21 protein-coding genes, 1 tRNA gene and 1 other RNA gene are annotated in these 24,881 nt (G+C 66.5%); 12 read left to right on the top strand and 11 right to left on the bottom strand.

Annotated features, from left to right (window positions below; genetic code table 11):
• Nucleotides 1-8: 8 nt before the first annotated feature.
• Both D3H54_RS28095 and ffs read right to left on the bottom strand, forming a co-directional pair.
• Nucleotides 9-1,304 (bottom strand): aspartate aminotransferase type Ic, encoded by a 1,296-nt coding sequence (locus tag D3H54_RS28095; protein ID WP_149383798.1) that lies wholly within the window; start codon nucleotides 1,302-1,304, stop codon nucleotides 9-11.
• A gap of 13 nt (nucleotides 1,305-1,317) precedes the next feature.
• Nucleotides 1,318-1,412: signal recognition particle sRNA small type (ffs, locus tag D3H54_RS28100), an RNA gene on the bottom strand.
• A 106-nt stretch (nucleotides 1,413-1,518) separates the two neighbouring features.
• Between ffs and D3H54_RS28105 the strand changes: the two genes are divergently transcribed.
• The 3 genes from D3H54_RS28105 (at nucleotide 1,519) to D3H54_RS28115 (ending at nucleotide 3,569) form a co-directional block, all read left to right on the top strand.
• Nucleotides 1,519-1,604 (top strand) — tRNA-Ser (locus tag D3H54_RS28105).
• Nucleotides 1,605-1,675: 71 nt separating this feature from the next.
• Nucleotides 1,676-2,437, top strand: a complete 762-nt coding sequence (lucA, locus tag D3H54_RS28110) for a lipid uptake coordinator LucA (RefSeq protein WP_149382970.1) — start codon at nucleotides 1,676-1,678, stop codon at nucleotides 2,435-2,437.
• 61 nt (nucleotides 2,438-2,498) lie between these two features.
• Complete coding sequence (locus D3H54_RS28115; RefSeq protein WP_149382971.1) at nucleotides 2,499-3,569, top strand: NAD(P)H-dependent amine dehydrogenase family protein; 1,071 nt, start codon at nucleotides 2,499-2,501, stop codon at nucleotides 3,567-3,569.
• 6 nt (nucleotides 3,570-3,575) lie between these two features.
• Here D3H54_RS28115 and D3H54_RS28120 read toward each other — a convergent pair whose 3' ends face one another.
• The gene (locus D3H54_RS28120; RefSeq protein ID WP_149382972.1) at nucleotides 3,576-3,833 is read right to left on the bottom strand and encodes a hypothetical protein; all 258 of its coding nucleotides are present in this window, start codon (nucleotides 3,831-3,833) and stop codon (nucleotides 3,576-3,578) included.
• Nucleotides 3,834-4,075: 242 nt separating this feature from the next.
• Here D3H54_RS28120 and D3H54_RS28125 point away from each other — a divergent pair, with 242 nt between their 5' ends.
• A complete protein-coding gene (locus D3H54_RS28125) occupies nucleotides 4,076-4,702 on the top strand; it encodes a cutinase family protein (protein ID WP_149382973.1) in 627 nt (208 codons plus the stop codon).
• 8 nt (nucleotides 4,703-4,710) lie between these two features.
• On the opposite strand, the gene D3H54_RS28130 is transcribed toward D3H54_RS28125, so the two are convergent.
• Both D3H54_RS28130 and D3H54_RS28135 read right to left on the bottom strand, forming a co-directional pair.
• Nucleotides 4,711-7,242, bottom strand: coding sequence for a CocE/NonD family hydrolase (locus D3H54_RS28130; protein WP_149382974.1), 2,532 nt, complete (start codon nucleotides 7,240-7,242; stop codon nucleotides 4,711-4,713).
• Nucleotides 7,243-7,390: 148 nt separating this feature from the next.
• On the bottom strand, nucleotides 7,391-8,686 hold the full coding sequence (locus tag D3H54_RS28135) for a PecA family PE domain-processing aspartic protease (RefSeq protein WP_149382975.1): 1,296 nt from the start codon (nucleotides 8,684-8,686) through the stop codon (nucleotides 7,391-7,393).
• A gap of 49 nt (nucleotides 8,687-8,735) precedes the next feature.
• On the opposite strand from D3H54_RS28135, the gene D3H54_RS28140 reads away from it, so the two are divergent.
• Nucleotides 8,736-9,083, top strand: a complete 348-nt coding sequence (locus tag D3H54_RS28140; RefSeq protein WP_149382976.1) for a hypothetical protein — start codon at nucleotides 8,736-8,738, stop codon at nucleotides 9,081-9,083.
• Between the two features lie 169 nt (nucleotides 9,084-9,252).
• On the opposite strand, the gene D3H54_RS28145 is transcribed toward D3H54_RS28140, so the two are convergent.
• The 3 genes from D3H54_RS28145 to ligD form a co-directional block, all read right to left on the bottom strand.
• Nucleotides 9,253-11,259, bottom strand: a complete 2,007-nt coding sequence (locus tag D3H54_RS28145) for a cadherin-like domain-containing protein (RefSeq protein WP_149382977.1) — start codon at nucleotides 11,257-11,259, stop codon at nucleotides 9,253-9,255.
• Between the two features lie 341 nt (nucleotides 11,260-11,600).
• Entirely contained in the window at nucleotides 11,601-11,957 is a 357-nt protein-coding gene (locus tag D3H54_RS32405) for a PASTA domain-containing protein (protein ID WP_149382978.1), read from the bottom strand.
• Complete coding sequence (gene ligD, locus D3H54_RS28155) at nucleotides 11,954-13,006, bottom strand: non-homologous end-joining DNA ligase (RefSeq protein WP_168214995.1); 1,053 nt, start codon at nucleotides 13,004-13,006, stop codon at nucleotides 11,954-11,956. Before ligD ends, D3H54_RS32405 begins: the two co-directional genes overlap by 4 nt.
• Before the next feature lie 86 nt (nucleotides 13,007-13,092).
• Here ligD and D3H54_RS28160 point away from each other — a divergent pair, with 86 nt between their 5' ends.
• Nucleotides 13,093-14,157: an ATP-dependent DNA ligase gene (locus tag D3H54_RS28160; RefSeq protein WP_149382980.1), complete on the top strand. Its 1,065-nt coding sequence runs from the start codon at nucleotides 13,093-13,095 to the stop codon at nucleotides 14,155-14,157.
• On the opposite strand, the gene D3H54_RS28165 is transcribed toward D3H54_RS28160, so the two are convergent.
• Together D3H54_RS28165 and D3H54_RS28170 are read right to left on the bottom strand one after the other, a co-directional pair.
• Nucleotides 14,154-14,552, bottom strand: coding sequence for a DUF302 domain-containing protein (locus D3H54_RS28165; RefSeq protein WP_149382981.1), 399 nt, complete (start codon nucleotides 14,550-14,552; stop codon nucleotides 14,154-14,156). The genes D3H54_RS28160 and D3H54_RS28165 overlap by 4 nt on opposite strands.
• Nucleotides 14,553-14,574: 22 nt before the next feature.
• Complete coding sequence (locus tag D3H54_RS28170) at nucleotides 14,575-14,844, bottom strand: metal-sensitive transcriptional regulator (RefSeq protein WP_115317657.1); 270 nt, start codon at nucleotides 14,842-14,844, stop codon at nucleotides 14,575-14,577.
• Between the two features lie 219 nt (nucleotides 14,845-15,063).
• On the opposite strand from D3H54_RS28170, the gene D3H54_RS28175 reads away from it, so the two are divergent.
• On the top strand, nucleotides 15,064-16,443 hold the full coding sequence (locus D3H54_RS28175; protein ID WP_149382982.1) for an MBL fold metallo-hydrolase: 1,380 nt from the start codon (nucleotides 15,064-15,066) through the stop codon (nucleotides 16,441-16,443).
• Between the two features lie 25 nt (nucleotides 16,444-16,468).
• Here the strand turns inward: D3H54_RS28175 and bfr are convergent, their stop codons facing one another.
• Entirely contained in the window at nucleotides 16,469-16,957 is a 489-nt protein-coding gene (gene bfr / locus D3H54_RS28180) for a bacterioferritin (protein WP_036341926.1), read from the bottom strand.
• A gap of 416 nt (nucleotides 16,958-17,373) precedes the next feature.
• Between bfr and D3H54_RS28185 the strand changes: the two genes are divergently transcribed.
• From D3H54_RS28185 to D3H54_RS28205, 5 genes are read left to right on the top strand one after another with little or no spacing between them, the layout of a single operon-like run.
• A complete protein-coding gene (locus D3H54_RS28185) occupies nucleotides 17,374-19,920 on the top strand; it encodes an ABC transporter ATP-binding protein/permease (protein ID WP_149382983.1) in 2,547 nt (848 codons plus the stop codon).
• Nucleotides 19,917-21,677 carry an ABC transporter ATP-binding protein gene (locus D3H54_RS28190; protein WP_149382984.1) on the top strand — a complete coding sequence of 587 codons (1,761 nt, stop codon included), beginning with the start codon at nucleotides 19,917-19,919 and terminating at the stop codon, nucleotides 21,675-21,677. Before D3H54_RS28185 ends, D3H54_RS28190 begins: the two co-directional genes overlap by 4 nt.
• Before the next feature lie 34 nt (nucleotides 21,678-21,711).
• Nucleotides 21,712-22,596, top strand: a complete 885-nt coding sequence (gene gluQRS / locus D3H54_RS28195) for a tRNA glutamyl-Q(34) synthetase GluQRS (protein ID WP_149382985.1) — start codon at nucleotides 21,712-21,714, stop codon at nucleotides 22,594-22,596.
• A 45-nt stretch (nucleotides 22,597-22,641) separates the two neighbouring features.
• Nucleotides 22,642-24,111, top strand: coding sequence for an ABC transporter permease subunit (locus D3H54_RS28200; protein ID WP_149382986.1), 1,470 nt, complete (start codon nucleotides 22,642-22,644; stop codon nucleotides 24,109-24,111).
• Nucleotides 24,108-24,881: an amino acid ABC transporter ATP-binding protein gene (locus D3H54_RS28205; protein ID WP_149382987.1), complete on the top strand. Its 774-nt coding sequence runs from the start codon at nucleotides 24,108-24,110 to the stop codon at nucleotides 24,879-24,881. Before D3H54_RS28200 ends, D3H54_RS28205 begins: the two co-directional genes overlap by 4 nt.

Raw genomic sequence — 24,881 nt, forward strand, 5'->3', positions numbered from 1 at the left:
GGTGAAGGCTACCGACCGTCGGTGACAGCCGCGGACCCCAGCATGGACTCGGTGGCCGCCAGCAACGCGCAGGTGGCCAGGCCGTCGATCGCGTCGGTCAAATCCGACACCGGCGGGAACGTCGGCGCGATCCGAATGTTCTTGTCGTCCGGATCTTTTCGATAGGGGAACGACGCGCCGGCCTCGGTGACCGCGATGCCGGCGTCCTTCGCCAGCGCGACGGTCCGCTTGGCCGTCCCGGGCAGCACATCAAGGCTGATGAAGTAGCCGCCCTTGGGCTCGGTCCAGGACGCGACCTTCGAGTCGGTGAGCCGCTTGTCCAGGATGTCCAGGGCGAGCGCGAACTTCGGCGCCAGCAGTTGCTGGTGGCGTTGCATGTGCAGCCGCACCCCGTCGGCGTCTTTGAAGAACAACAGGTGCCGAAGATGGTTGACCTTGTCGGGGCCGATCGACTTCTTCCCGGCGTGCTGCAGATACCAGGCGATGTTGCCCAGCGAGCCGCCGAAGAAGCTCACCCCTGCCCCGGCGAAGGTGATCTTCGAGGTGGAGGCGAAGACATAGGGCCGGTGCGGGTTGCCCGCCTTGTCGGCCAGGCCCAGGATGTCGACCTGCCGCGGGAAGTCCAGCGTCAGCGTGTGCACGGCGTAGGCGTTGTCCCAGAACAACCGGAAATCCGGTGCGGCGGTGTGCATTTGCACAAGCCTGCGGACCACCTCCCACGAGTACGTGGTGCCGGTCGGATTGGAGAACACCGGTACGCACCACATGCCCTTGATCGCGGGGTCGGCGGCGACGAGTTCTTCGATGAGGTCGACGTCGGGGCCGTCCTCGTTCATCGGGACGCTGATCATCTCGATGCCGTAGCTCTCGGTGATCGCGAAGTGCCGGTCGTATCCCGGAGCCGGGCACAGGAACTTGATCGCCGGCTCCTGGCTCCAGGGCCGCGGTGAGTCGACACCACCGTGCAGCAGCGAGAACACCACGATGTCGTGCATAAGTTCCAGGCTCGCGTTGTTGCCGGCAATCAGATTGGGCACCGGGATGCCGAGAAGGTCACTGAAGATGGAGCGCAGAGCGGGCAGCCCGTGCAGGCCGCCGTAATTGCGGGTGTCGGTGCCGTCCTCGTCGCGGTATTGCTCACCGGGCAGGCTCAACAGCGCGTTGGACAGGTCGAGCTGCTCTGCCGACGGCTTGCCCCGGGTGAGATCCAACGACAGCTTCTTTGCCTGCAGGTCGGCGTAGTTCTGCCGCTGCAATTCGTGCTGGGCTCGCAACTCATCGGGGCCCAGGGAGTGGAACGACACCATGCGCCTTTCACGAAGGGGACCCCGCGCACCCGCCAGAGCCCATTGACCCTTGCTGCCTTCCGGCCCTGGGGGAGTTCACAGGATAGACGCCGCGCGGGGTCCGTTGCGAGTGTAATACCCACGGGCGGGTGGCCCGCCGCGGAGGCGGCAAGTCACAGCTGAGCCAGGCAGTCGGGGCGAGACACTTCCCGAGTCCGCTACCATTGCCGACGGAGGATTCGCCTAGTGGCCTATGGCGCTCGCCTGGAACGCGGGTTGGGTTAACAGCCCTCAGGGGTTCAAATCCCCTATCCTCCGCACCTGATCCGAGGTGCGACTGGGGGGTCACAGCACCTGGTCGCACCTCGGATTTTGACTTGAGGAGGGGTATGGGGCGCGTCGGCGCGACTGCACTTCAGCTGGTGCTGTGGGTGCTTGCCGGAGCTCTGTACTTCTTGTTCGTGCTGCCCCGCTGGTGGGAGCTCATGGGCGACACCACCCACACGCTGGGCACGGTTCTGCGCATCGTCACGGGTGTGCTGTTCGCGCTCGCAGCGCTGCCGGTGTTGCTCACTCTGCTGCGCAGCCGCAAGCCCGAGGCCGGCACTCCGCAGCCGGCACTGCGGTTGCGGCTGTGGTCGGTGATCCTGCACGTGGTGGCCGGTGTGCTGATCGTCGGAACAGCGGTCGCCGAGATCTGGGTCAGCCTCGACAAGGGCGGCCCGTGGCTGTTCGGCGTCTACGGCGCGGCCGCCGCCATCGCGGTGCTCGCACTGCTCGCCTTCCAGTTGGCGTACACCGCCGAGTTGCCGCCCAAGCCGGCGAAGCCGAAGAAAGAGAAGAAGGCCAAGAAGAAGCGCGGCGAGGCGGCCGACGACTCGCCAGAGACCACCGAAACCGCCGAGGTCGCCGAAGCCGCGGAGTCCGCCGAAGCCACAGAGTCCGCCGAAGCCGAGGCGAAGAGCGAGCCGGCCGTCGAGGACGAGCGGCCCGCCGAGGTGTCGGCCGAGACCGAGCCCGCACCGGAAGCCGAAGCCGAGCCCGAACCTGAGCCCGAACCCGCAGGTGCGCTGCGCAACAAGCGCCCGACCGGCAAGACGAACCATCGCCTGCGCCGCCGCAACCGCGGCAACGTCGCGGTCGACGAGTAGACGACTGTCAAGTTCACCTAAACAACCTTCTGAACTGCACAGCCGACCCTATGCTGAGCGAGTGCCCAACATTTCCCCCTATCGGGTCGTCCAATGGACGACCGGCAATGTAGGAAAGAGCTCCGTCCAGGCGATCACCGCCAACCCCACTCTCGAACTCGTCGGCTGTTACGCGTGGTCAGCAGACAAGGCCGGCCGCGACGTCGGGGAGCTGGTCGGCATCGAACCGCTGGGAATCGCCGCCTCCAACGATGTCGACGCTCTGCTGGCGCTCAAGCCGGACTGCGTGGTCTACAACCCGATGTGGATCGACGTCGACGAGCTCGTCCGGATTCTGTCGGCAGGCGTCAACGTCGTCGCATCGGCGTCGTTCATCACCGGCCAGAACCTGGGCGAGGGCCGGGCCCGCATCGAGGAGGCCTGCAAGGCAGGCGGGTCGACGATGTTCGGCTCGGGGGTGAGCCCCGGCTTCGCCGAGCTGCTGGCGATCGTTGCCGCCACCTCCTGCGATCGTGTCGACAAGATCACCATTGCCGAGTCCGCCGACACCACCCTCTACGACTCCCCCGAGACCGAACGTCCCGTGGGATTTGATATGCGCATCGATGACCCCGAGCTGCAGCCGATGGCCGCCAAGGGCACCGCGGTGTTCGCCGAGGCGGTGCAGCTGGTCGCCGATTCCCTCGGCCTGGAACTGGACGAGATCACCTGCGTATCCGAATACGCCCAGACCACCGAGGATCTGCCGATGGCGTCGTGGACCATCAAGGCCGGCCACGTCGCCGGGGTTTACGCCAGCTGGCAGGGGATCGTCAACGGCAAGACCGTCATCGACATCAACGTGCGGTGGAAGAAGGGCACCACCCTCGAGCCGGACTGGCAGCTCGACGCCGACGGCTGGAAGATCACCATCGACGGACGGCCGACGGTGAACATGCAGGTCGGATTCCTGCCGCCGATGGACATGATCGAGAACGCGAAGTCGCTCGAAGACTTCTTCGTTCTCGGCCACATCATGACGGCGATGCCGCCGATTCACGCGATCCCCGCCGTCGTCGCCGCGCCGCCGGGCATCGCGACCTACAACGATCTGCCGTTGCCGAAGGCCCGCGGTGTGGTGCCGCCGCGCTAGCGGCCGCTAGATGCAGGCGCCGCCGGTCACCAGCCCGAACGGACCGGTGGCCTGAACACAGGCTGCGGGCGGCCCGTAGAACACGGGACCGTAGTCCGGCCCGCGCCAGTCGCCACGGCCGCGGTCATGGTCGTCCCACTCCCAGCCGTCGTGGCCGTGGCCATGTCCCGGGTCGGCGTAGGCGATACCGGCGCCCACGCCCAGGCCGGCCAAGCCGAGCCCTGCGGAAAGTGCTGCTGCAGCTGCGATCTTCGTCAGTGTCATCGTGTTAATCCTTTACGACCTCAAGACCCCGACCCGTCACACCCGTTTTGCAACAGAGCAGATTTTAGTCGAATTCCCCTAGCCGCCAACAACTTAGGGGTTGCGCGCACCAGCATCGGCTCCTCTGTGTTTGCTCATGACTTCCCGTCGGCATCGGCGCGCCTGGTTCTGGCGCGCTCACCGGGTGCCACCATGCAGCCGTGCACAGGCATTGGGGCGCACCGATTTTTGCTGCGGGTGTGATGGCAATCGCAATGCTGGTGACGTTGCCCACTACATCGATCGCGCGGGCCGACTCCTGCCCCGACGTCCAGGTCGTGTACGCCCGCGGAACCGACACCGTCCCTCCGGTCGACCCGGTCGGCCAAGCTCTGGTCAACGCGATCAGCGCACAGCTCCCCGGGAAATCGCTGTCGGTGTACGGCATCAACTATCCGGCGAATCTGGACCTGAGCGGAGGAACCACCACCGGTGCCGCCGACGGCTGGGTCCACGTCCAGAACCTCGTCGCGGCCTGTCCGGCAACCCGCGTGGTGCTGAGCGGCTACTCGCAGGGCGCCGATGTCATCGACCTGCTCACCACCGCCGCGGGCGCGGCATTCGGCACCGCCACCCCCATGCCGGACGCCGTCGCCGGTCACGTCGCCGCGGTCGTGGTGTTCGGCAATCCGTCCCGCAAGATGGGCGGCGGACCGCTGCCTGCCAGGAGCCCTCTCTACGGCGCCAAGGCCCTCGACGTGTGCCTGACCGGAGATCCCATCTGTTCGAACGGCGCGGACCTGCTCGCGCACAGCAGATACGTCACGTCCGGCGCGGTCAATCAAGCCGCACAGTTCGCGGTCAGCCGGCTCTCACGGGCCGCCGGCTGACCCGGTCCTCAGGGTTCCGGGGTGAATTTGGTCGGATCGGCTGTCGGCAGCGTCAGGTTGATGTTGGAGATGTTGATGACGCCGAACGCGGTGAACCTCTCGTACGCGGTCGCCGAGCTGGTGATCTGCAGAGTCAGATCGTCGCTCGGGTCGGCCGCGGTGTAGACGATGTTCTCCATGTTGATGGTTGCGGTGCGAGTGCGCCCATCCATCGTCACCGCCACCGGCGTCACGAGGTTGCCGACGACCAGACCGGTCTTGTTGTCGACCAGCTGCGCGTAGACGAACCGGCTGTTGCCCAGACCTTGGTAGTCGAAGCTCACAGTGGGCGCGCCCAGGTACGTGGTGCCGACCTGGGTCGGGACGGCCACGTTGATCGCATTGCTCGCCTTGGACGCCAGACCCAGCGAGTACGGAATCGCGGCCTGCGGCGCGGGCCCGGAGCCACCGATGATCGGGACGATGCCCAGCGTGCCGCCCGACGCACCGGTCACCGCTTGGTCCGGTGTGCCGAACAAGTCGCTACCCGCGGTGGGAAGGAAGTCGGACTTGTACCAATTCCCGTTCTGATCGGTGAACTGGAAATTGGGCAGGGCGGGCGCGCCGCTGGTGTTGCCGTCCTTCACGTAGTAGTCCAGCCAGGCGAACGTCGAGGCCAAGTTGGGGTTGACGTCGCCGTCGTTGGTCAGGCACACACCGTGTCCGCCGCAGAACCAGATCATCTTCACCGGCGTGCCATAGGGGTTGGCGATGATGGTCTGCGCGTTGTCGATCGCCTGCTGCAGGGTGAACAGGACGTCGACCGTGCCCTGGATCAGCAGCGTCGGCGCCTTCAGCTGGTTCAGCAGAGAGGTGGGACCACTGCCGGCCAACAATGCCTGAGCACTGTTCCCCAGGACCCCGAACAGATCACCGGTGATGATGCCCTGATAGATCAGGTTGTTGATCCGGGCCTTCGACAGCACCAGCGACAGCAGCAGCAGCGACGCGTAGGACGTCTTGAACGCGCCGCCGGGGTACAGCGAGTTGTTCAGCGAGTTCCACGAGATACCCGGGACGATGGCGTCGATCCGCGGGTCGGTGGCTGCGCTGGTGAGCTGAATGCCGCCGCCGTAGGAGCCGCCGACCATCCCGACTCGAGGATCGTTCGGGCCGTCGAGGAGCGAGTTATTCAGTCCGGCAACATAATTGAGGATCGACGAGACATCGCGTGCCTCGAAGAACGGGCTGTCGAGCTGCAGGATGCCGCCGGAGGCGAACTCGCCGCGAGGGTCCCAGGTGACCACGTTGTAGTTGTCGCGCAGCAGCGAGACACCCGGTGTCAGTCCACCGATGCCGTACTGCGTGTACGGGTCGGTCTGGCCGGCGGTCGCCAGGCCGGGGCCGTCGAGAATCGTTGGCGCCGTGTCGGATCCGGTGAGGCCGAGCTTCGGGAACCAGTTGACGCTGATCAGCGTGCCGTCGAAGGACGGCATCTTGTAGGTGTAGGCCACCGGATCGGTGGCGGGCAGCACAGCCGTCGAGTTGAACGTGGCGATCTGCGAGTACCCGATGATCGGCGCGAGCAGGTCCCCGAGGACCGGAGTCTGGTGCAGGACCACGATCACCTGTCCGGCGAGGCCACCGAGCAGGGGGATGCTTTCCAGGATCTGGTCGAATTGGGTCTTCTGAGCCACCAGAATCTTGAACTGCTCGTTGACTGTTCCGCCGAGCACGGACTGGTCGGGCAGATAGCTGAAGTTGCCGAGCGTGTAGTTCGTATCACCGGTCGCGGAGAAGGTGATCTTCCCGCCCTTGTTGGGGCCACTGATCAGCGTGTAGGTCAGGCCGGACGCCCCGGTGGCGTTGGTGGTGCCGTCGATGATGCCGTCATTGATGACCAGTACCGGATTGATCGCAATCGGATTGCTCGCCAGCGCCGACGCGGACGTGCGGCGCTGCAGTGCCGCGAAGGTCAGCGCCAGTGGCGAGTCGACGGAGGGCCTGGGGAGGCCACCGGAGAACGGGTCGAGCACGTCGTGCAGAGCGGTGGTCAGCACTCCGGAGATCGCACTCGGCGACGGCAGCACGGGCAGCTTGGGAGCCAGCGAGGCCACCGCCGTCACTGCTGCGGCAGTCGAACTCACCGACGGTGCGACGACATCTACGCTGCCGCCGGAACTGGATTGCGATCCCGAGTTGTTTGCCGCTGCGGCAGTCGAACTCGTCGTCTGCGCGGACACTGCGGAGTCGGCGCGCACTTGCGCGGGGCCGGCCTTGGAGTGCTTGGAGCTGGTCTTGGCGCCGCCGGTACCGACTGCTTGACCCGACCCGGCAGTGGTCGTCCGCTTGGACGACCCAGTGGATGCCGACGCCCCCTTCGACCCGGTCCCGGACGAGTCCGCGGCGCCGCTCGCAGAGCTCGAATTCGAGCCTGCCGCCGACGATCCCGTCGACCCGTCCGCCCATGCGACGCCGTAACCCGTGGAGAACACCGCGGCACCCACTCCGAGGGCCACCGCCAATCCGCCAACGCGTCCGACAAACTTCGAAGCACCCATGACTTTCTACCTCCCGACCAGCAACGGCGACAGCGCCTCAGCGGAGGGTATGCCTGCGAACGGACGCGGGTTCACGAAACGCCCAAACTGTCAGCAACAAATTTGCTACAGCGACAAAACCGGGCGAGTCGCGTTGCGCGCCAAAGAATCAGGCGTAGTCGAAATGCGTCGCGCCCTGGCCGTCCGACGTCGTGTAGTCGAGGTAAACCGGGCCATGCTGGTACGGGACGTAGCCGGTGTTGATGAGCCCACTCGTGATCACCGTCGGCCTATTCTGCGACGTGACGGTGTAGGAGTACAGCAGCACTCCTTCGGGGGTGTACACCGAGATCCTGGTCCCCACCGGCACGCTGCTGGCGCCGCCGATCATCGAGGACAGGATCGTTCCGTACACGCCGCCGGAGTCGATGATCGCGCCGACGGTCGTCGGGGAGTTGTTGTTGATTTTCACGTTCAGGTAGGCGTCGGGTGCGCCGGACACCGAGGTACGGCTCGGCAGCGGGTTGGGGCCGAACACCATCACGCCGGCGATGCCGAGGAACAGGCTCTGGTAGAGGAACACCCCCTGGCTGAGGTCGCCGGGCAGCGCGGTGGTCGGTAGGCCCTGGGGTCCGGGGCCCGCCGCGTTGGCGCCGATTCCGAGCACGCCGGACGCGCCGCCCAGCTGGTGGAAGAAGGCCAAAGCGGCTGCGGCGTCCTGGGAATCGACGATGTTGACGTTCGTCGGCCCGGAGACGATGCCGTTTCCGAAGTTCACCGTCGTCGTGTACGTGGTGGCCGTGTAGGTGAGGCCGCCGCTGTAGCCGCTGGTGACGGTGCCGGTCGGCGCGCCCAGCGGCGCCGCGTCGCCCACCGAGGCCATGGTGACCACCAGTCCCGACGAGCCGGTGTCGACCAGCACCGGTGTGCTGGGTCCGCCGTTGATCGTGATGTAGACGATCGGCTCAGTGGTGGACCGCATGGTCACCGGGACCAGCGCGTACACCCGGCTGTTGAGCGCGGCCGTACTGACGGCGTTCTGCACCGGCGTGATAGCGCCGGTTCCCTCGAGGGCGCCGACGAGCGGGAGGAACAGTCCCGTGCTGTTGAGCGCGGTGGTGGCCAGCGTCGGGAGCAGCAGTGCGCCGATCAGGCCCACCCCGGCCAGCTCGTGCACGATCGGGATGCCCGAGGTCCTGGCGTAGAGCGACTGGGCCGGAGTGATCGCCGTCCCCCAGGTGTTCAATGCCAGCGCGGCCTGCGACAGCAGCACCTGCGGGACGATCGCCACCAGCCCCGCGGGGATGTTGCCGCTGCCCCAGGTCTGTTGCTGCAGCTCCGCCTGTGCCTGCGCGATCTGCTGCAGAGCCAGGCTCACCGCGACGTTGGCGACCACCGGCGGCGTCGACGGCAACCAGGAGTAGCTGCTGGGAGTCGCATTGGCGGCGGCGGGGGTGGTTGTCACCGCGGCCACCGCGGGCACGCGAGCTGAATGACCGGTCGACGGCGCCGGCGTGGTCGTCGTGGTCGTCGTGGTCGCTGTCGCGCTCGCCGCTTCGGTGGATCCGGTGTCGACGGCGGCCGCCGCGGCCGGTGCGTCACTCGCCGCGGCGGACGACGCCTTGCGCGAGCTGACGTTTCCGCCCGACGACGTCACGGCACTGTTCCGCGCCGAGCGGGCGGTGGACTTCTTCACCGCGGTCGAGTCGGTGGCGCTCCACGACGTCGAGCTGCTTTCCGAGCTGGTGGCCGAGGCCTTGCCCGCCCCCGAGGCGCCGGTGTCGGCATACGCGACAGCGGATCCACTGGCGAGGGCGGCGCCGACCCCCAGGGTCACCGCGCCGGCACCCAGCCACGCGTAAGGCTGGCGGCGAGGTCGCCGGGCGCGGTGCGCGCCCTGTCCGCTGCCGCTGTGCCTCATGGTTCCCCCTGTACTCCGGCCACATCTCGCCTGGCTGAGAAATTCCTAAGCGAGTTTGCTGAGTGTTTACCACAACTTGCGTCGTCAGCAATAGGCAACCCGCCTGGCGATTACGTGTGGATCTGCCAGCCGGCCGAAGGGTCGACCAGGATGCCGGACACGTCGACAACCTCGAAGGCACTCAGCGGGACCGTGTTGAGCTCGGATTGAGCAGTCAGGTGCTCGGTGCCTGCCCAACCGTTGCTCATCGCCAGCAGCTTTGCGCCGTCCTGGCCGGGCGCGGTCGAGTCGTAGATCACCGCGCCGTGTTGCTGCAGCGCCCGCAGCACCACCTGCGTCGCGGCGGAGTAGCCGGACATGTCGAAATCGGCGCGCAACCGCAGCACGCTGCCCATCGGCACCCCGTCGGGGTTGACGCCGGTCCCGTCACCGGCGCCTGCCGGCCAGGTATACCCGGTGCCCCGGTCCTTGGCGATGACGATGCCGAGCATGTGGTCGACGCTGCCGCGGGCCAGATCGTCAGGGCGCAGGATGAGCGGCAGGTAGGGCAGGTGCGAGGCGTTGGCCCAGCCGACGGACGGGTACAGCGGGGAGCTCATGTCGTAGTGCACCCCGGCCTCGGCAATCCATTTCGACCCGTACCTGGCGCGGTAGAGCGCGTTGCCGAGCCCGTCGAGCGGACTGTTGGCCGGCATCTCCACGCCGTTGGCGACGTTGTACAGCTCCTGCGAAATGCATGTTCCCTCTTGGAACACCAGCAGGTGCCGGTCCCAGGCGGGCAGTGTGGGCATGCCTTCGACGATGGGCCGGTTCGGGATCGCGTACGGCCTGGGGTCGATGCTCGGTCCACTGGTGGAGTAGCCGCGGTTGAAGATCACCGTCTCGGTGGGATGCGTTGCGCCCACAACGTTTACCGGCATTCCACCGGTGCTCTTCATCCATTGGTTGCCCCAGTTGGCGCTCAGTGTGGCGCCTCGCCCGGCACCCAACACACCAAGCCAGGTGCCCGACTTCGCCAGTACCGGCAGGTCGCTGATGTCGGCGTGGAAGATCGTGTCGGCCGGCATCAGGGTGCAGCCGCAGAACGTGGTGAGCCCGTTGGCCGCGATCGTGTTGCCCGGGCTGACGGTGATGGTGACCGCCACCTTCGTGGTGCCGCCGTGCGCGTCGGTGAGGGTGACCGAGAAGGTGTCCACCTTGTCGGTCGCGGGCCCGCTGAAAACCGAGGCCTTGGCGCGCGCCGCCGCGGTGGGTGTGTAGGTGAAGCTGCCGTCCGGGTTGACCACTACCGAACCCTTGGCGGTGCTGATCGATCCTGCGAAGGTGACGGCGTCACCGTCGGCGTCGGCGCCGAGGACCGCGCCGGTGACCACCCCGCTGGTGACGTCGCGCGGTCCGATGGCGGGCTTGCCGGTCGGCGCGGTGTTCTTCGGGCTGATCACCACGGTCACCGGAACGGCCAGGGTTCCGCCGTGGCCGTCGTCGATCGTCACGGTGAACGTGTCGGTCTTGGCGATGCCGGCTGCGGCGGTGTGCCGTGCTTGCGGTGTGGGTGTGTAGCTGAATGCGCCGCCGCCGTTGACGGTGACGGTGCCGCCCTTCGCGGTGGTGGGGTCCACGCTGTAGAGCAGGCGGTCTTTGTCGGCGTCGGCACCGACGACCTTCCCGTAGACGATGCCGGTGTTGGCGATCGGCGCGTTCACCGTGGTCCTGGCGGTGGGAACGGCGTTCTTTGGCGCGATCGGCACGGTGATCGCGCTGGTGGCGGTCGCGCCGGCAGGGTCGGCGACGACGATGTTCACCGTGTCGGTGGCCAGAAGGGCGTCGGCGTTGCCGAGCGCCGCGTTGTGTCGGGCCACCGGGGTCGGGGTGTAGGTGAACACACCGGCGGTTGTGATCGTCACCTTTCCCTTGCCGGAGGTGCTGGCCCGGTAGGTGATGGTGTCGCCGTTCGGGTCGCTTGCGGTGACGGTGCCGGTGAGCGCACCGGTGGCCGACGAGGGTGCGCCCAGGCTGATGTTCTGAATCACCGGGGCTTGGTTCACGGCGGCCGATTCCGATCGTCGGGCCACCGCCAGCGCCGCCAACGACAGCGGCGAGTCCGGCGGCGGTGCCACCGGACGGGGAGCCGGCCTGGTTACCGGCTTGACGCGAGGCGTCGACGAAACTCGCTGGCTCGCAGCGGGTTTCTTTTCAGCCGACCTATTGACGTGCCCGGTTGAATCCGGCGGCGCGGCCGATGCCGCACCGCGACAGGCAACTGCGATTGCGATCCCCAGGCCTAACGCAACCGCGAGTCCACTGATTCGCCCTACATACGCTGCAGCAGCCATGTCGTGCCCCTCCCCCGAGACGGCGATTCCACCATAACGAGGGAATCAACGGATTCCGGCGATTCAGCAAAGTTCGCCACTGCGCCGAGCGCAAGCCTGGCGGTGCGTTCGCGGGACGACGTAGGTCAGGCGGCGAACTGCAGCGTGATCACCGCGTCGCTGGCGATGACCTGACCGGGCGCCGGGGTCTGCACGGCGATCTGATTGCGCGCATAGGGGGTGTTCGTCAGACTCGGGCCTTTGTCGAGCACCCCTGACCAGCCCAGCGTCGCCAGCGCCGGATCGGCGTCGGCCCAGTACATTCCCCGCAGGTCGGGCATGACCAATGCGTCGCGTGAACGCGCCTGTGGGCTCCGCGTGATCGCCGGCGCGGCAGTTGTGGCAGACGATTCAGTCGCGACGACGGGTTGCCCGGCCGACGAGCACGCTCCGATGAAGAACACCGTCGACGCCGTAATGATCAGTCCGCGTGGCAGTTTCACTTCTTCGGGTTGCCGTGTTCATCCCAGTGTGCCGCCACTTTCTTGCTCGGCTGCACGCGCGGCGGTTCGCCCGGCATCTTCGGATAGTTGGGCGGATAGGGCAGGTCACCGAGTCCGCGCTCCTCATCGGCTGCCGCCATCTCCAGCAGCGCGTCGATCGAGTGCGCGACCTCGTCCAGGCCGGCCATCGGGTCGCCGCGCTTGGCGATCAGCGCCGGCACCGTGGCCATGGTGAACTCGTCGGGATCGGCGTCGACCAGTTCCTCCCACGTCAGCGGGGTCGAGACGGTGGCGATGGGCGTCGCGCGCACCGAGTAGGCGCTGGCGAAGGTTCGATCGCGAGCGTTCTGGTTGTAGTCGATGAAGACCCGCCGGCCGCGTTCCTCTTTCCACCACGACGTGGTCACCAGCTCCGGCGCCCGGCGTTCCACTTCGCGCGCCAGCGCGATCCCGGCGCGGCGCACCGCGGTGAAATCCCAGTCCGGCCGAATGCGGACGAACACATGCACGCCCCGCCCGCCGGAGGTCTTCGGATAGCCGACCAGACCGAGTTCGTCGAGCACCGGCTTGAGGATGTCGACGGCGATGGTGCGCGCCTCGGCGAAGCCGGTACCGGGCTGCGGGTCGAGGTCCACCCGCAGTTCGTCGGGGTGGTCAGTGTCCGGACAGCGAACTTGCCACGGGTGCAACGTGACTGTGCCCATCTGCGCGGCCCACACGATCGCCGACGGGTGCGTCACCTTCAGTGCGTCGGCGGTACGTCCGGACGGAAACGTGACGCGGCAGGTCTGCAAGTAGTCGGGGTGCTTTTCGGGCACCCGCTTCTGGTAGATCTCCTCGCCGTCGATGCCGTCCGGGAAGCGCTGGAGGTGAGTCGGGCGGTCGCGCAATGCGGTCAGCAACTGTCCGCCCGTGGCCACTGCGCGGTAATACTCGACGAGCTTGCCCTTGGTGCCGTTCGACCCGAGCTTGGGGAAGTACACCTTGTCCGGGTTGGTGAGCCTGACGGCGACGCCGTCGACGTCGACCTCTTCGGCCTTGGTCGCCATCAGAACGACCGGTTGAATCGGGGACTGCTCACGCTCTTCAACCTACTCACGCACGAAGCCACCTCGCACGGGACGAGAATGAACCCATGCAGCTGCCCGTCAATCCCCCGGTGTCGCCGATGCTCGCCAAATCGGTGCGGGCCATCCCGCCCGACGCGTCCTATGAACCGAAGTGGGACGGGTTTCGCTCGATCTGCTTTCGGGACGGCGATGACGTGGTCCTGGGCAGCCGCAACGAGAAGCCGATGACGCGCTATTTCCCCGAGTTGGTCAGCGCCGCCCTCACCGAGCTGCCCGAGCGATGCGTGATCGACGGTGAGATTGTCATCGCCACCGACGCCGGTCTCGATTTCGAGGCGTTGCAACAGCGCATACACCCCGCGGACTCCCGGGTCCGCATGCTCGCCGAGAAGACGCCGGCGGCGTTCATCGCGTTCGATCTGCTCGCGCTCGGTGACGACGACTTCACCGGGCGCCCGTTCAGCGAGCGCCGCGCCACGCTGACGGCGGCCCTGGCTGATGCCGGCCCGTCCTTTCATGTCACGCCCGCCACCACCGATGCGGAGACCGCGCAGCGGTGGTTCTCCGAATTCGAAGGTGCCGGGCTCGACGGGGTGATCGCCAAACCCCTGACGATCACCTACCAGCCCGACAAGCGGGTGATGTTCAAGATCAAGCACGAGCGCACCGCGGACTGTGTGGTCGCCGGCTACCGCGTGCACAAGTCGAGCGACGACGCGATCGGTTCGCTTCTCCTCGGGCTCTACAAGGATGACGGGGCCTTGGCGTCGGTGGGCGTGATCGGCGCGTTCCCGATGGCCGAGCGGCGGCGGCTGTTCACCGAATTGCAGTCGTTGGTAACCGAATTCGACTCCCACCCGTGGAACTGGGCCGCGCTCGAGGCGGGTGAACGCACGCCCCAGAAGAACGCCGGGTCCCGATGGAACGCGGGAAAGGACTTGTCCTTCGTGCCGCTGCGGCCCGAGCGGGTGGTCGAGGTGCGCTACGACCACATGGAGGGTGAACGATTTCGGCACACCGCCCAGTTCAATCGTTGGCGGCCCGACCGCGATCCGCGTTCGTGTACGTACGAGCAACTGGAGCAGCCCGCGACCTTCAGCCTCGGCGATATCGTGCCCGGATTGGGCTAGGCGGTCAGCGCCGCGATCGCGGCTCCGAGCTTGTCGGCCACTTCTTGCGCCACGGGCTGAAGTCGTGGTTCGTCCGTCACGTCCACGAGCAGCTGCGGATTCATGGCCTCGACGAGGGTGCGATCCGCATCATCCGGGTCGCTGCGAACGACGACGTTGCACGGCAGCAGCAGACCTATCTGCCGGTCGACCCCGATCGCGCGGTGCGCCAGCGGCGGGTTGCAAGCACCGAGAATCAGGTAGTTCTCCATGTCTTCGTTCAGCTTGTTCTTCATCGTCGCCTTGACATCGATTTCGGTGAGAACTCCAAAACCCTGATCTGCCAATGCCTTACGCGTTCGGGCGACGGCGTCCTCGAACGGCGTGTCGAGACTGGCGGTTAACGCGATGCTCATGGTGACTCCTGTGTCGTCGAGGCTAAGCGAGTGCGAGGAACAGCTTTTCCAGCTCCGCCTCGGTCATGGGCTTGTCCGCCCCGGATGCCTCACCGGTGACGCACTCCCTCAATCCGGTGGCGACGATCTTGAAGCCGGCGCGGTCGAGTGCGCGTGAGACGGCAGCCAACTGGGTGACCACGTCTTTGCACTCACGCCCCTGCTCGATCATCGAGATGACGCCGCCGAGTTGACCTTGCGCCCGGCGCAACCGGTTGAGCACGGCTTCGATGGCGTCCTGATCGCCGACCATGGTGAATCCCTTCGTTCGCTACGTAGTGTCAGCTTACCCGTGGGGGTATCCAACACACGTAACAACTACCCGCCCGGCGGGTCCATTCCCCGCTCCCACTCCTTGTCACGATACCCAGCTGGGTATCGTCCATTGATGGGAATATATACCCCCGTGGGTATGTAGAACTGTATGACGGACCGTCGCAACCGGCGGCCGAGAGGATTGAAAGGACGTTCCATGATCCTGGAGCAGTACTACATCGAATGCCTGTCGCATGCTTCGTACCTGGTCGGTGACGAGACCACCGGGCGCGCGGTCGTCGTCGACCCGCGCCGCGACATCAGCGAGTACCTGGCCGACGCGCGCAGGTATGGGCTCACCATCGAGGGCGTGATCAACACCCACTTCCACGCCGACTTCGTCTCCGGACACCTGGAATTGGTCGACGCGACCGGCGCGTGGATCGGCTTCGGCGAGTCAGCGGAGACCGACTACCCCATCCGTAGGCTGGCCGACGGCGAACACCTGTCTCTTGGCGACGTCGAACTCGAGATCGTGTCGACCCCCGGCCACACGTGGGAGTCGATCAGTGTTCTCGTTCGCGAGCGCGCCGGATCCGAACCGGCCGCTGTGCTCACCGGCGACTCGCTGTTCATCGGCGACGTCGGCCGACCGGACCTTGTCAACATCGGCGACAGCTCGACCAGCGATCTGGCCCGGGCGATGTACCACACGATCCACGACAAGCTCCTGCGTCTGCCCGACAGCGTTTCGGTGATGCCTGCCCACGGCGCCGGCTCGTCGTGCGGGAAGAACCTGTCGAGCGAACTGATCTCGACCATCGGCGAGCAGCGCGCGAGCAATCCGTCCGTGCAGCCGATGACCGAGGAAGCGTTCGTCGCGCTGGTCACATCGGGCCAGCCCGCGGCACCGGCATACTTCGCCTCCGACGCCGCGATGAACAAGCGGGTCCACCCCCTGCTGCGGCACGACCGCACAGTGCCCGAGATGACGCCACAGCAGATCCGACAAGCACTCGATGCCGGCGTGCGGGTCATCGACGCGCGAACCGTCGAGGATTTCGCCGCCGGACATCTCCGCGGGTCGATCAACGTCGGGTTCGACGGCCGATTCGCCGAAACCGGCGGCATGGTGGCCGAAGTCGGTGAGCAGATCGTCCTGATCGCCTATCCGGGCGAGGAGCAGCAGGCGGCGGTGCGGCTGGCGCGCATCGGATCTGACGACTCGATCGGCTACCTCAGCGTGAGTCGCGGCGGAACGTTCCCCGCCGAACTCGAGGACCTGGTGCAGATCGCACCCCGCACCACCGTCACCGAATTGGATGGGCTGCTGGCCGATGACGCGGTGACGCTGATCGACATCCGCAACCCTGGCGAGCGCGACGGCGGTGCCATCCCCGCGTCACTCCATATCCCGCTGGCCCAACTGCGCCTTCGTCTCGACGAGGTGCCCACCGACAAGCCGATCGTCGTGCACTGCGCGGGTGGCTGGCGTTCCAGCGTGGCCGCGTCACTGTTGCGCGCCAACGGTATTCAACACGTGTCCGACCTGCTCGGCGGATACAACGCGTGGGTCGACGCGCACGCGACCTTGTGACGTGGGCTCCGAGGACCGCTGAGGTCTAGTCGAGCGAGCCCGGCGGACGTGACACGCACTGCGCCGAGTAGAGCTCGACACCGAGCTTGTTCATCAGCTCCAACTGCGTCTCGAGGTAATCGATGTGGTGTTCCTCGTCGGCGACGATGTCCTCGAAGAGGTTGGCAGTGGTCGAGTCCTGCTTCTCACGGCACAGCACGATGGCCGGCTTCAATCGGTTGACCACTTCGTACTCCAGCGCCAAATCGCTCTCGAACTGTTCGCGAATCGTCTGGCCGATGTTCAGCGTGCCGATCCGCTGGTAGTTGGGCAGGCCATCGAGGATCAGGATTCGGTCGGTGACGCGCTCGGCATGGCGCATCTCGTCGAACGACTCGTCGCGGGTGTGCTTGGCCAGCTCGGTGAAGCCCCAGTTGTCCTGCATCTTGGAGTGCAGGAAGTACTGATTGATGGCGGTCAGTTCACTCGTCAGCTGCTGATTCAGGAGTGTGAGAACCTCGCTGTCGCCTTGCATTCAATTTCTCCTGTCATCGCACTGAAGCCAATTAGCGGGCTGCCGAATTGGGCTGTAACCACTCAATACCGTATGAGGTGAATCTAGTACAGGACCACCGCACGCGTGCCGCTTCGCAGCAGCTAGATCGGTGTTGTCGCGCTTGCACTTTGGCACGTCACGCGACCCGTCGGCAACTTAGATGAGGCTGGGCTGTCCTCACGCCGAAATAGTTAGTCTGGGCTTAGTCATTGATGAAATAAGACCCGAGCGACATCTCGCCATTAATTAATTTTCGCCAACGCAAGTTTTCAGATTCCCGCCGACGGCTCGTCCTGCCGCACTCGCCCCCAACGCGGCCATAGGGAGGCCCGTCGAGGTAGTTAGCTTAGGGTAAGCTAACTACCTCGACGACTTGCGAGCAGAGGACACCGTAAATGGGACGAGGTTTCCAAGGCGCCATGCTGCGCGGGTTCGGCGGGCGCGACCACCTCGCGACCGTCGAACAGGTCGAGCACATCGCACCGCACTGCGTCCGGATCACCATGTCCTCGCCGACCTTGTTCGACGACGTCGACGCCGGGCCGACAACCTGGCTGCGGTTCTGGTTTCCCGATCCGGCCGGGGGAAGCACCGAGTTCCAACGCGCCTACACGATCGTCTGGGCCGATCCCGACTCCGGCCGCTTCGCCATCGACGTCGTGCTCCACGAGCCTGCCGGCCCGGCCTGCACGTGGGCCTCGACGGCCGCGCCGGGCGCGACCATCCCGGCGGTGCCGCTGGGGTCGTCGCCGTTCGTGGTGCCCGAGGAACTCCCCGCGGGCTTCCTGCTCGTCGGGGACTCGGCATCCATCCCGGCGATCAACTCGATCGTCGCCGCGCTTCCGCCCGAGGTGGACGTCGAGGTGTACCTCGAACGCCATTGCGACCACGACGAACTCATCCCACTAGCCGAGCACCCGCGCCGTCGGCTGCACTGGGTGACACGAACCGACGACACGTCACTGGCGGCGGCCATCGAGGACCGGGACTGGTCCAACTGGTCGGTGTGGGCCGGCCCCGAGGCCGGTGCGCTCAAACATCTGCGCAAGCGCCTGAAAGACGCCTTCGGATTCCCCAAGACAGAAGTGAAGGCCCAGGCGTACTGGACGCAGGGGCGCGAGATGGGCAGTACACGCGACGACGACGCCACCGCGCCCGCCGCTGAAACCCCGGCGCCCACAACGACACTGGCCCACTCGACCGCCGCCAAGGGCACCTGGCGTTCCCAGGCCGGCAAAGACCTTCTCGCCCCGGTGAAGTCGCAGCTGATCGTCGCCGGCGTACTGCAGGCACTGCTCACCCTGCTGCAGCTCGCTCCGTTCGTGGTCCTGGCCGAGCTGGCGCAGCAGTTGCTCAGCGGGGCCGACCAATCCCGGGTGTGGAACACCGTGACCGTGTTCGTCGTACTGCTGACCACCGGTACCACGCTGGGTGCGGTGCTGGTGCTGTGGCTGCACGTGGTCGACATGCGGTTCAGCGCCGAGGTCCGGCGCCGGCTGCTGGACAAACTGGCCCGAATACCGTTGGGCTGGTTCACCGATCGCGGATCGGGCTCGGTGAAGAAACTCATCCAGGACGACACCCTGTCGCTGCACTATCTCGTGACGCACGCGGTGTGCGACGCGGTCGCGGCGGTGGTCGCGCCGATCGCGGTGCTGATCTACCTGTTCGCCGTCGACTGGGGCATGGCGTTGATCCTGTTCCTGCCGATCCTCGTCTACATCGTCACCACGTGGACCATGGTCTATCAGAGCGGCCCGAAGATCGCCGAGGCCTCCCGCTGGGCCGAACAGATGAACGGCGAGTCGGCGGCATTCCTGGAGGGCCAGCCGGTCATTCGGGTGTTCGGCGGCGCGGCGGCCTCGTCCTTCCGCCGCCGACTGGACGGCTACATCGCGTTCCTCAACGAATGGCAGCGCCCGTTCATCGGCAAGAAGACCTTCATGGATCTGGTGACCCGACCGAGCACGTTCTTGTGGCTCATCGTCACCGCGGGCACCGCGTTCGTGGCCGCAGGGTGGACGACACCCACCGCACTGCTGCCATTCCTGTTGCTGGGCACCACCTTCGGCAGCCGCTTGCTGGGCATCGCCTACGGCCTGGGCGGCATCCGGGAAGGGACGCAGGCGGCCCGGCGTATCGCGGTCACGCTGGACGAAACCGAATTGAGCACCCGCCCCGAGGAAGCGCAGCCGTCCCGCGCGCCGGCCGGCGTCACCTTCGACGCCGTCAGCTTCGGCTATCGCCCGGGCGTGCCTGTGATCCACGACGTGGCGCTGACTCTGAAGGCGGGAACGGTGACCGCTCTGGTCGGGCCGTCCGGGTCGGGCAAGTCCACCCTGGCGGCACTGCTGGCGCGCTTCCACGACGTCCACACCGGCGCGATCCGGATCGACGGCCGCGACATCCGCACCATGTCCCCCGACGAGCTGTACACCCGGGTCGGATTCGTATTCCAGGACGTTGCGCTCGTCGCCGGTACCGTGCGTGACAACATTGCGCTCGCCCGGCCGGAGGCCGCGCCTGCCGACATCGAACGCGCGGCGCGCAACGCGCAGATCCACGACCGGATCCTGCAGCTCCCCGACGGGTACGACACCGTCATCGGGGCGAACACGCCGCTGTCGGGCGGCGAGAAACAACGCCTCACCATCGCCCGCGCACTACTGGCCGACACCCCGATCCTGATCCTCGACGAGGCCACCGCCTTCGCCGATCCCGAATCCGAATATCTGGTGCAGCAGGCACTGAGCTCATTGATCGACAACCGCACGGTGTTGGTGATCGCCCACCGGCTGCACACCGTCACCGGTGCCGACCAGATCGTCGTGCTCGACGGTGGCCGCGTCGCCGAGGTGGGCACCCATTCTGAACTGCTCGCCACCGACGGCCGCTACCGCCGCCTGTGGGACAGTCGAGTGACCGCCGAGGCCGCGCGATGATCCGCACCCTGATCCGGCTGATTCCCGCCGAGAATCGCGGCCAGCTCACCAGCTACGTTGCGCTGACGCTGATTTCGGTGACCCTGCGGGCGGCCAGCGCGCTGCTGCTGGTACCACTGCTCGCCGCGCTGTTCGGTCCACACGCCTCGGACGCATGGCCGTGGGTCGGTGCGCTCACCGCGGTGACCGTCGGCGGGTGGGTCGTCGACATGATCTTGGCCCGCATCGGTTTCAGTCTCGGCTTCACCCTGGCCGACACCACCCAGCACTCGATGGCCAACCGGCTCACCGACGTTCCGCTGCGGTGGTTCACCGCCGACAACACCGCCGTGGCCCGCCAAGCCATCGCGGCCAGCGCGCCGGACCTGGTCGGTTTCGTGGCGAACCTGCTCAGCCCCTTCGTCGGTGCGCTGCTGTTGCCCGCCGCGATCACTGCCGGCCTGTTCTTCATCTCCTGGCAGGTCGGAGTGGCAGCGGCGATCGCGTTGCCGTTCCTCCTCGGGGCTCTGGTCGCCAGCCAGCGGCTGGTCCGAGCCGCCGACGCCGCCGACGCCGGCGCCCACAGTGCCCTCACCGAACGCCTCGTGGAATTCGCCCGCACCCAGCAGGCGTTGCGAGCCAGTCGCCGCGTCACCGCGGCCAGAAGCCAGACCGGAGAAGCTCTCACCGCCGTGCGCGGCGCAACCGCGCGGCTGTTGCTGTTCCAGATCCCCGGTCAGCTGTTGTTCAGCGTGGCCAGCCAAGTCGCGCTGATCCTGCTGGCGGCCACCATCACGACGCTGACGCTGCGTGGCGAGCTCGGCGCGGCCGAGGCGGTGGCACTGGCGATCGTGATGGTGCGCTTTCTCGAACCGTTCACGGTGCTGGCCGACTTGTCAGGCGCCGTGGAGTCCTCGCGCGGCCTGCTGGACCGGCTCGACACGGTTGTCAGCGCACCGGTGACTGCACAGCCTGGACGCAGTGCGCTGCCGACGGGCGAATCCCGCCCGCCCAGAATCGAATTCCGCTCGGTGAGCTTCGGCTACCAGGGAACCGAGGTGCTCAAGGACCTGTCGTTCACCCTTGAACCCGGGACCACCACCGCGATCGTCGGCCCGTCCGGTTCCGGCAAGAGCACGATCCTGTCGCTGATCGCCGGACTGCACACTCCTGAGCGCGGCCAGATCGTGCTCGACGGCACCGACACCGCCGATATCGATCCCGACACACGACGCACCGCGGTCAGTGTGGTGTTCCAGCATCCGTACCTGTTCGACGGGACGATCGCGGACAACATCCGCGTCGGACATCCGGAGGCCGGCGACGACGCGCTGCACCGGGCGATGAGCTTGGCTCGTGTCGACGACATCGTCGAACGCCTTCCTGACGGCGCACAGTCCACCGTCGGCGAGGCGGGTACCGCACTGTCCGGCGGCGAACGCCAACGGGTCAGCATCGCAAGGGCATTGGTCAAGCCTGCGGGCGTTCTGCTGATCGACGAAGCGACCAGCGCGCTGGACACCGAGAACGAAGCGGCGATCACCCAGGCGATCAACGACGATCCCCAGCCGCGGACCCGGGTGATCATCGCGCACCGCCTCGACGCCATCCGGCACGCCGACCAGGTGTTGTTCGTCGACGCCGGCACGGTCGTCGAGCAGGGCAGCATCGACGAACTCACCGCGCTCGGTGGGCGTTTCGCCGAGTTCTGGCGTCACCAGGAATCCAGTGCCGGTTGGCGGATCGCCGCGGACAGGGCCGACCAGCACGTCGGATGAGCGGCCGGCGAACCCCCTGAGCTACATTGCGGGCGTGACCCGCCCAACGCCGGGCGCAGGCCGGTTCGCCCCCAGCCCGTCCGCTGACCTGCACATCGGCAACCTGCGCACCGCCGTGCTGGCGTGGCTCTTCGCGCGCTCGACCGGCCGGAGCTTCCTGATGCGGGTCGAGGACCTCGACGACCGCACACACGACGATGTGGCGCAGCGCCAACTCGATGATCTGGCCGCCATCGGCGTCACATGGGACGGTGAACCGCAATGGCAATCCCGGCAGCGGGAACGCTACGACACGGCGATCGCGGGGTTGGTAGAGAACGGTCGGGTGTACGAATGCTATTGCAGCAGAAAAGATATCCTCGGCGCGCCCCGGGCGCCGCACGCGCCGGAGGGGGCATATCCGGGCACCTGCCGTGATCTGACTGCCGCCGAGCGGGCCGCCAGGCGCGAGACGGGGCGCCCGCCAGCACTGCGGCTGCGTGCCGATACCGGAGAGTACACGGTCACCGACGTCATCCACGGCAGCTACACCGGGGTGGTCGACGACTTCGTGCTGCGCCGCGGTGACGGGGTGCCGGCCTACAACCTGGCCGTCGTCGTCGACGATGCCAGCTCCGGCATCGACCAGGTGGTCCGCGGCGACGACCTGCTGGCGTCCGCCCCCCGGCAGGCCTACCTGGCCGGGCTCCTCGGCTATCCGCAGCCGGAGTACGCCCACGTCCCCCTGGTCCTCAATGTCGACGGCAAGCGGCTGGCCAAACGCGACGGCGCGGTCACCCTGGCCGAACTCGGAGTGTCCAGAACGTTCGCCTTGATCACCGGATCGCTGGGCTGGCCGTCATCGGATATGGCAGCACTGCTGCGCCAGTTCGACCCGGCCAGGTTGCCCCGCGAGCCGTGGGTGTATCAACCGGTTTGATCGCAACCCTTGGCGGGCATCTCCCACAGCATTACTGTCCGCCGAATGCGTCACTTACCACGCGCAGCACTGCTGGCCATCGCGATGATCGCCGCAGTGTTCCTGGGCGGCTGCGCGAAGTCCGATAGCGGCGGCCCGCTGTCCTCAGGTGTGCTGCGGGTCGGCACCGAAGGTACGTATGCGCCGTTCAGCTTCCAGGACCCGGCGACCGGACAACTCGCCGGCTATGACGTCGACGTCGCCAACGCGGTCGGTGAGAAACTCGGCAAGAAGGTCGAATTCGTCCAGACGCCATGGGATTCGATCTTCGCGGCGCTAGCAGCCAACCGGTTCGACGTGGTCGCCAACGAAGTGACCATCACCCCGGAACGCAAGAGCAAATACGACTTGTCCGAACCCTATTCGGTCGGTGAAGGCGTCATCATCACCCGGGCGAACGACAATTCGATCACCTCGCTGAGCGATCTCAAGGGCAAGACCGCCGGTGCCAGTATCACCAGCAACTGGGCCCAGGTCTCCCGCGACGCCGGGGCAACCGTGGCGCCGGTGGAGGGGTTCACCCAGGCGATCACACTGCTCAATCAGGGCCGGGTGGATGCTGTCGTCAACGACAGCATCGCCTTTCATGCCTACCAGGCCGAGACCAACAACCAGTCGGTGAAGATCAGCGCCACGATCGGGGAGAAGAGCGAACAGGGCTTCGCCGCCCGGAAGAACAGCGGTCTGCTGCCGGACCTGAACCGGGCTCTCGACGAACTGAAGGCCGACGGCACCTTGGCCGCGATCTCCCAGAAGTACCTGAAGGCCAACGCCACCGGAGCGCCGGCATCCGGGGGAACCGACGCCGGACACCGCTCGGTGTGGCAGCTCATCGGCGAGAACCTGTGGCCCTTGGCCAAGGCCGCGATCACGGTGACCATTCCGCTGACCGTCATCAGCTTCATCATCGGCCTGGTGATCGCGCTCGTCGTGGCCCTCGGCCGGCTGTCCAGGAATGTGCTGGTGTCGAACGTCGCGCGGTTCTACATCTCGATCATCCGAGGCACACCGCTGCTCGTGCAGCTGTTCATCATCTTCTACGCACTGCCGCAGATCGGCATCAAGCTCGACCCGTTCCTGGCGGCGGTGATCGCGTTCAGTCTCAACGTCGGGGGCTACGCCGCCGAGATCATCCGCTCGGCGATACAGAGCATCCCGAAAGGCCAATGGGAGGCCGCCGAAACCATCGGCTACCACTACGCCGGTGCACTGCGGCGGATCATCCTTCCGCAGGCGGCCCGGGTTGCGGTCCCACCGCTGTCGAACACCCTGATCTCACTGGTCAAGGACACTTCCCTCGCCTCGACCATTTTGGTGACCGAACTGCTGCGCACCGCGCAGGTGGCGGCGGCGCCGACCTTCGAGTTCTTCGCGCTGTACGGCACCGCCGCGGCGTATTACTGGATCATCTGCCTGGTGCTCTCGTTCGGCCAGAGCCGCCTCGAGCACCGGCTGGAAAGGTACGTGGCGCGATGACTGACACCAGCGACGGAACCGAGTACCGCGTCGTCGCCGACGGCGTCGAGAAGGCGTTCGGTGACAACAAAGTACTCAAAGGCGTGTCGTTCACGGTGCAGCGCGGCACGGCGACCGCGATCATCGGACCGTCAGGATCGGGCAAGACGACGTTGTTGCGCACCTTGAACGCCCTGGACCGCGCCGACGCCGGTGTGATCCGGGTCGACGATGTCGAGATCGACTTCTCCACGCCGACAACCAAATCCGAGGTACGCAGGTTCCAGTCACGAAGCGGCTTCGTATTTCAGGGGCACAACCTGTTTCCGCACAAGACGGTGCTGCAGAACATCATCGAAGGACCGGTGATCGTGCAGAAGCGACCCAAAGAGGAAGCGATCGCCGACGCGGTCACGCTTCTCGATCAGGTCGGGCTGGCCGACAAACGCGACCAATACCCCTACCAATTGTCCGGCGGACAGCAGCAACGGGTCGGGATCGCCAGGGCACTGGCGCTCAAACCCAAACTGGTGTTGTTCGACGAACCGACGTCGGCACTGGATCCGGAGCTGGTCGGCGAGGTGCTCTCGGTGATCAAGGACCTGGCCGTCGAGGGCTGGACGATGGTGATCGTCACCCACGAAATCCAATTCGCCAGACAGGTTTCCAATCAGGTCTTGTTCACCGATGGTGGTGTCATCCTCGAACAGGGCCCGCCCGACGAGGTGCTCGGCAATCCGAAGGAAGTCCGGACACGCCAGTTCCTGGAGCGGGTCCTCAATCCTCTGTAG

The sequence above is a fragment of the Mycobacterium sp. ELW1 genome, from assembly GCF_008329905.1.
Classification (GTDB): Bacteria; Actinomycetota; Actinomycetes; order Mycobacteriales; family Mycobacteriaceae; genus Mycobacterium.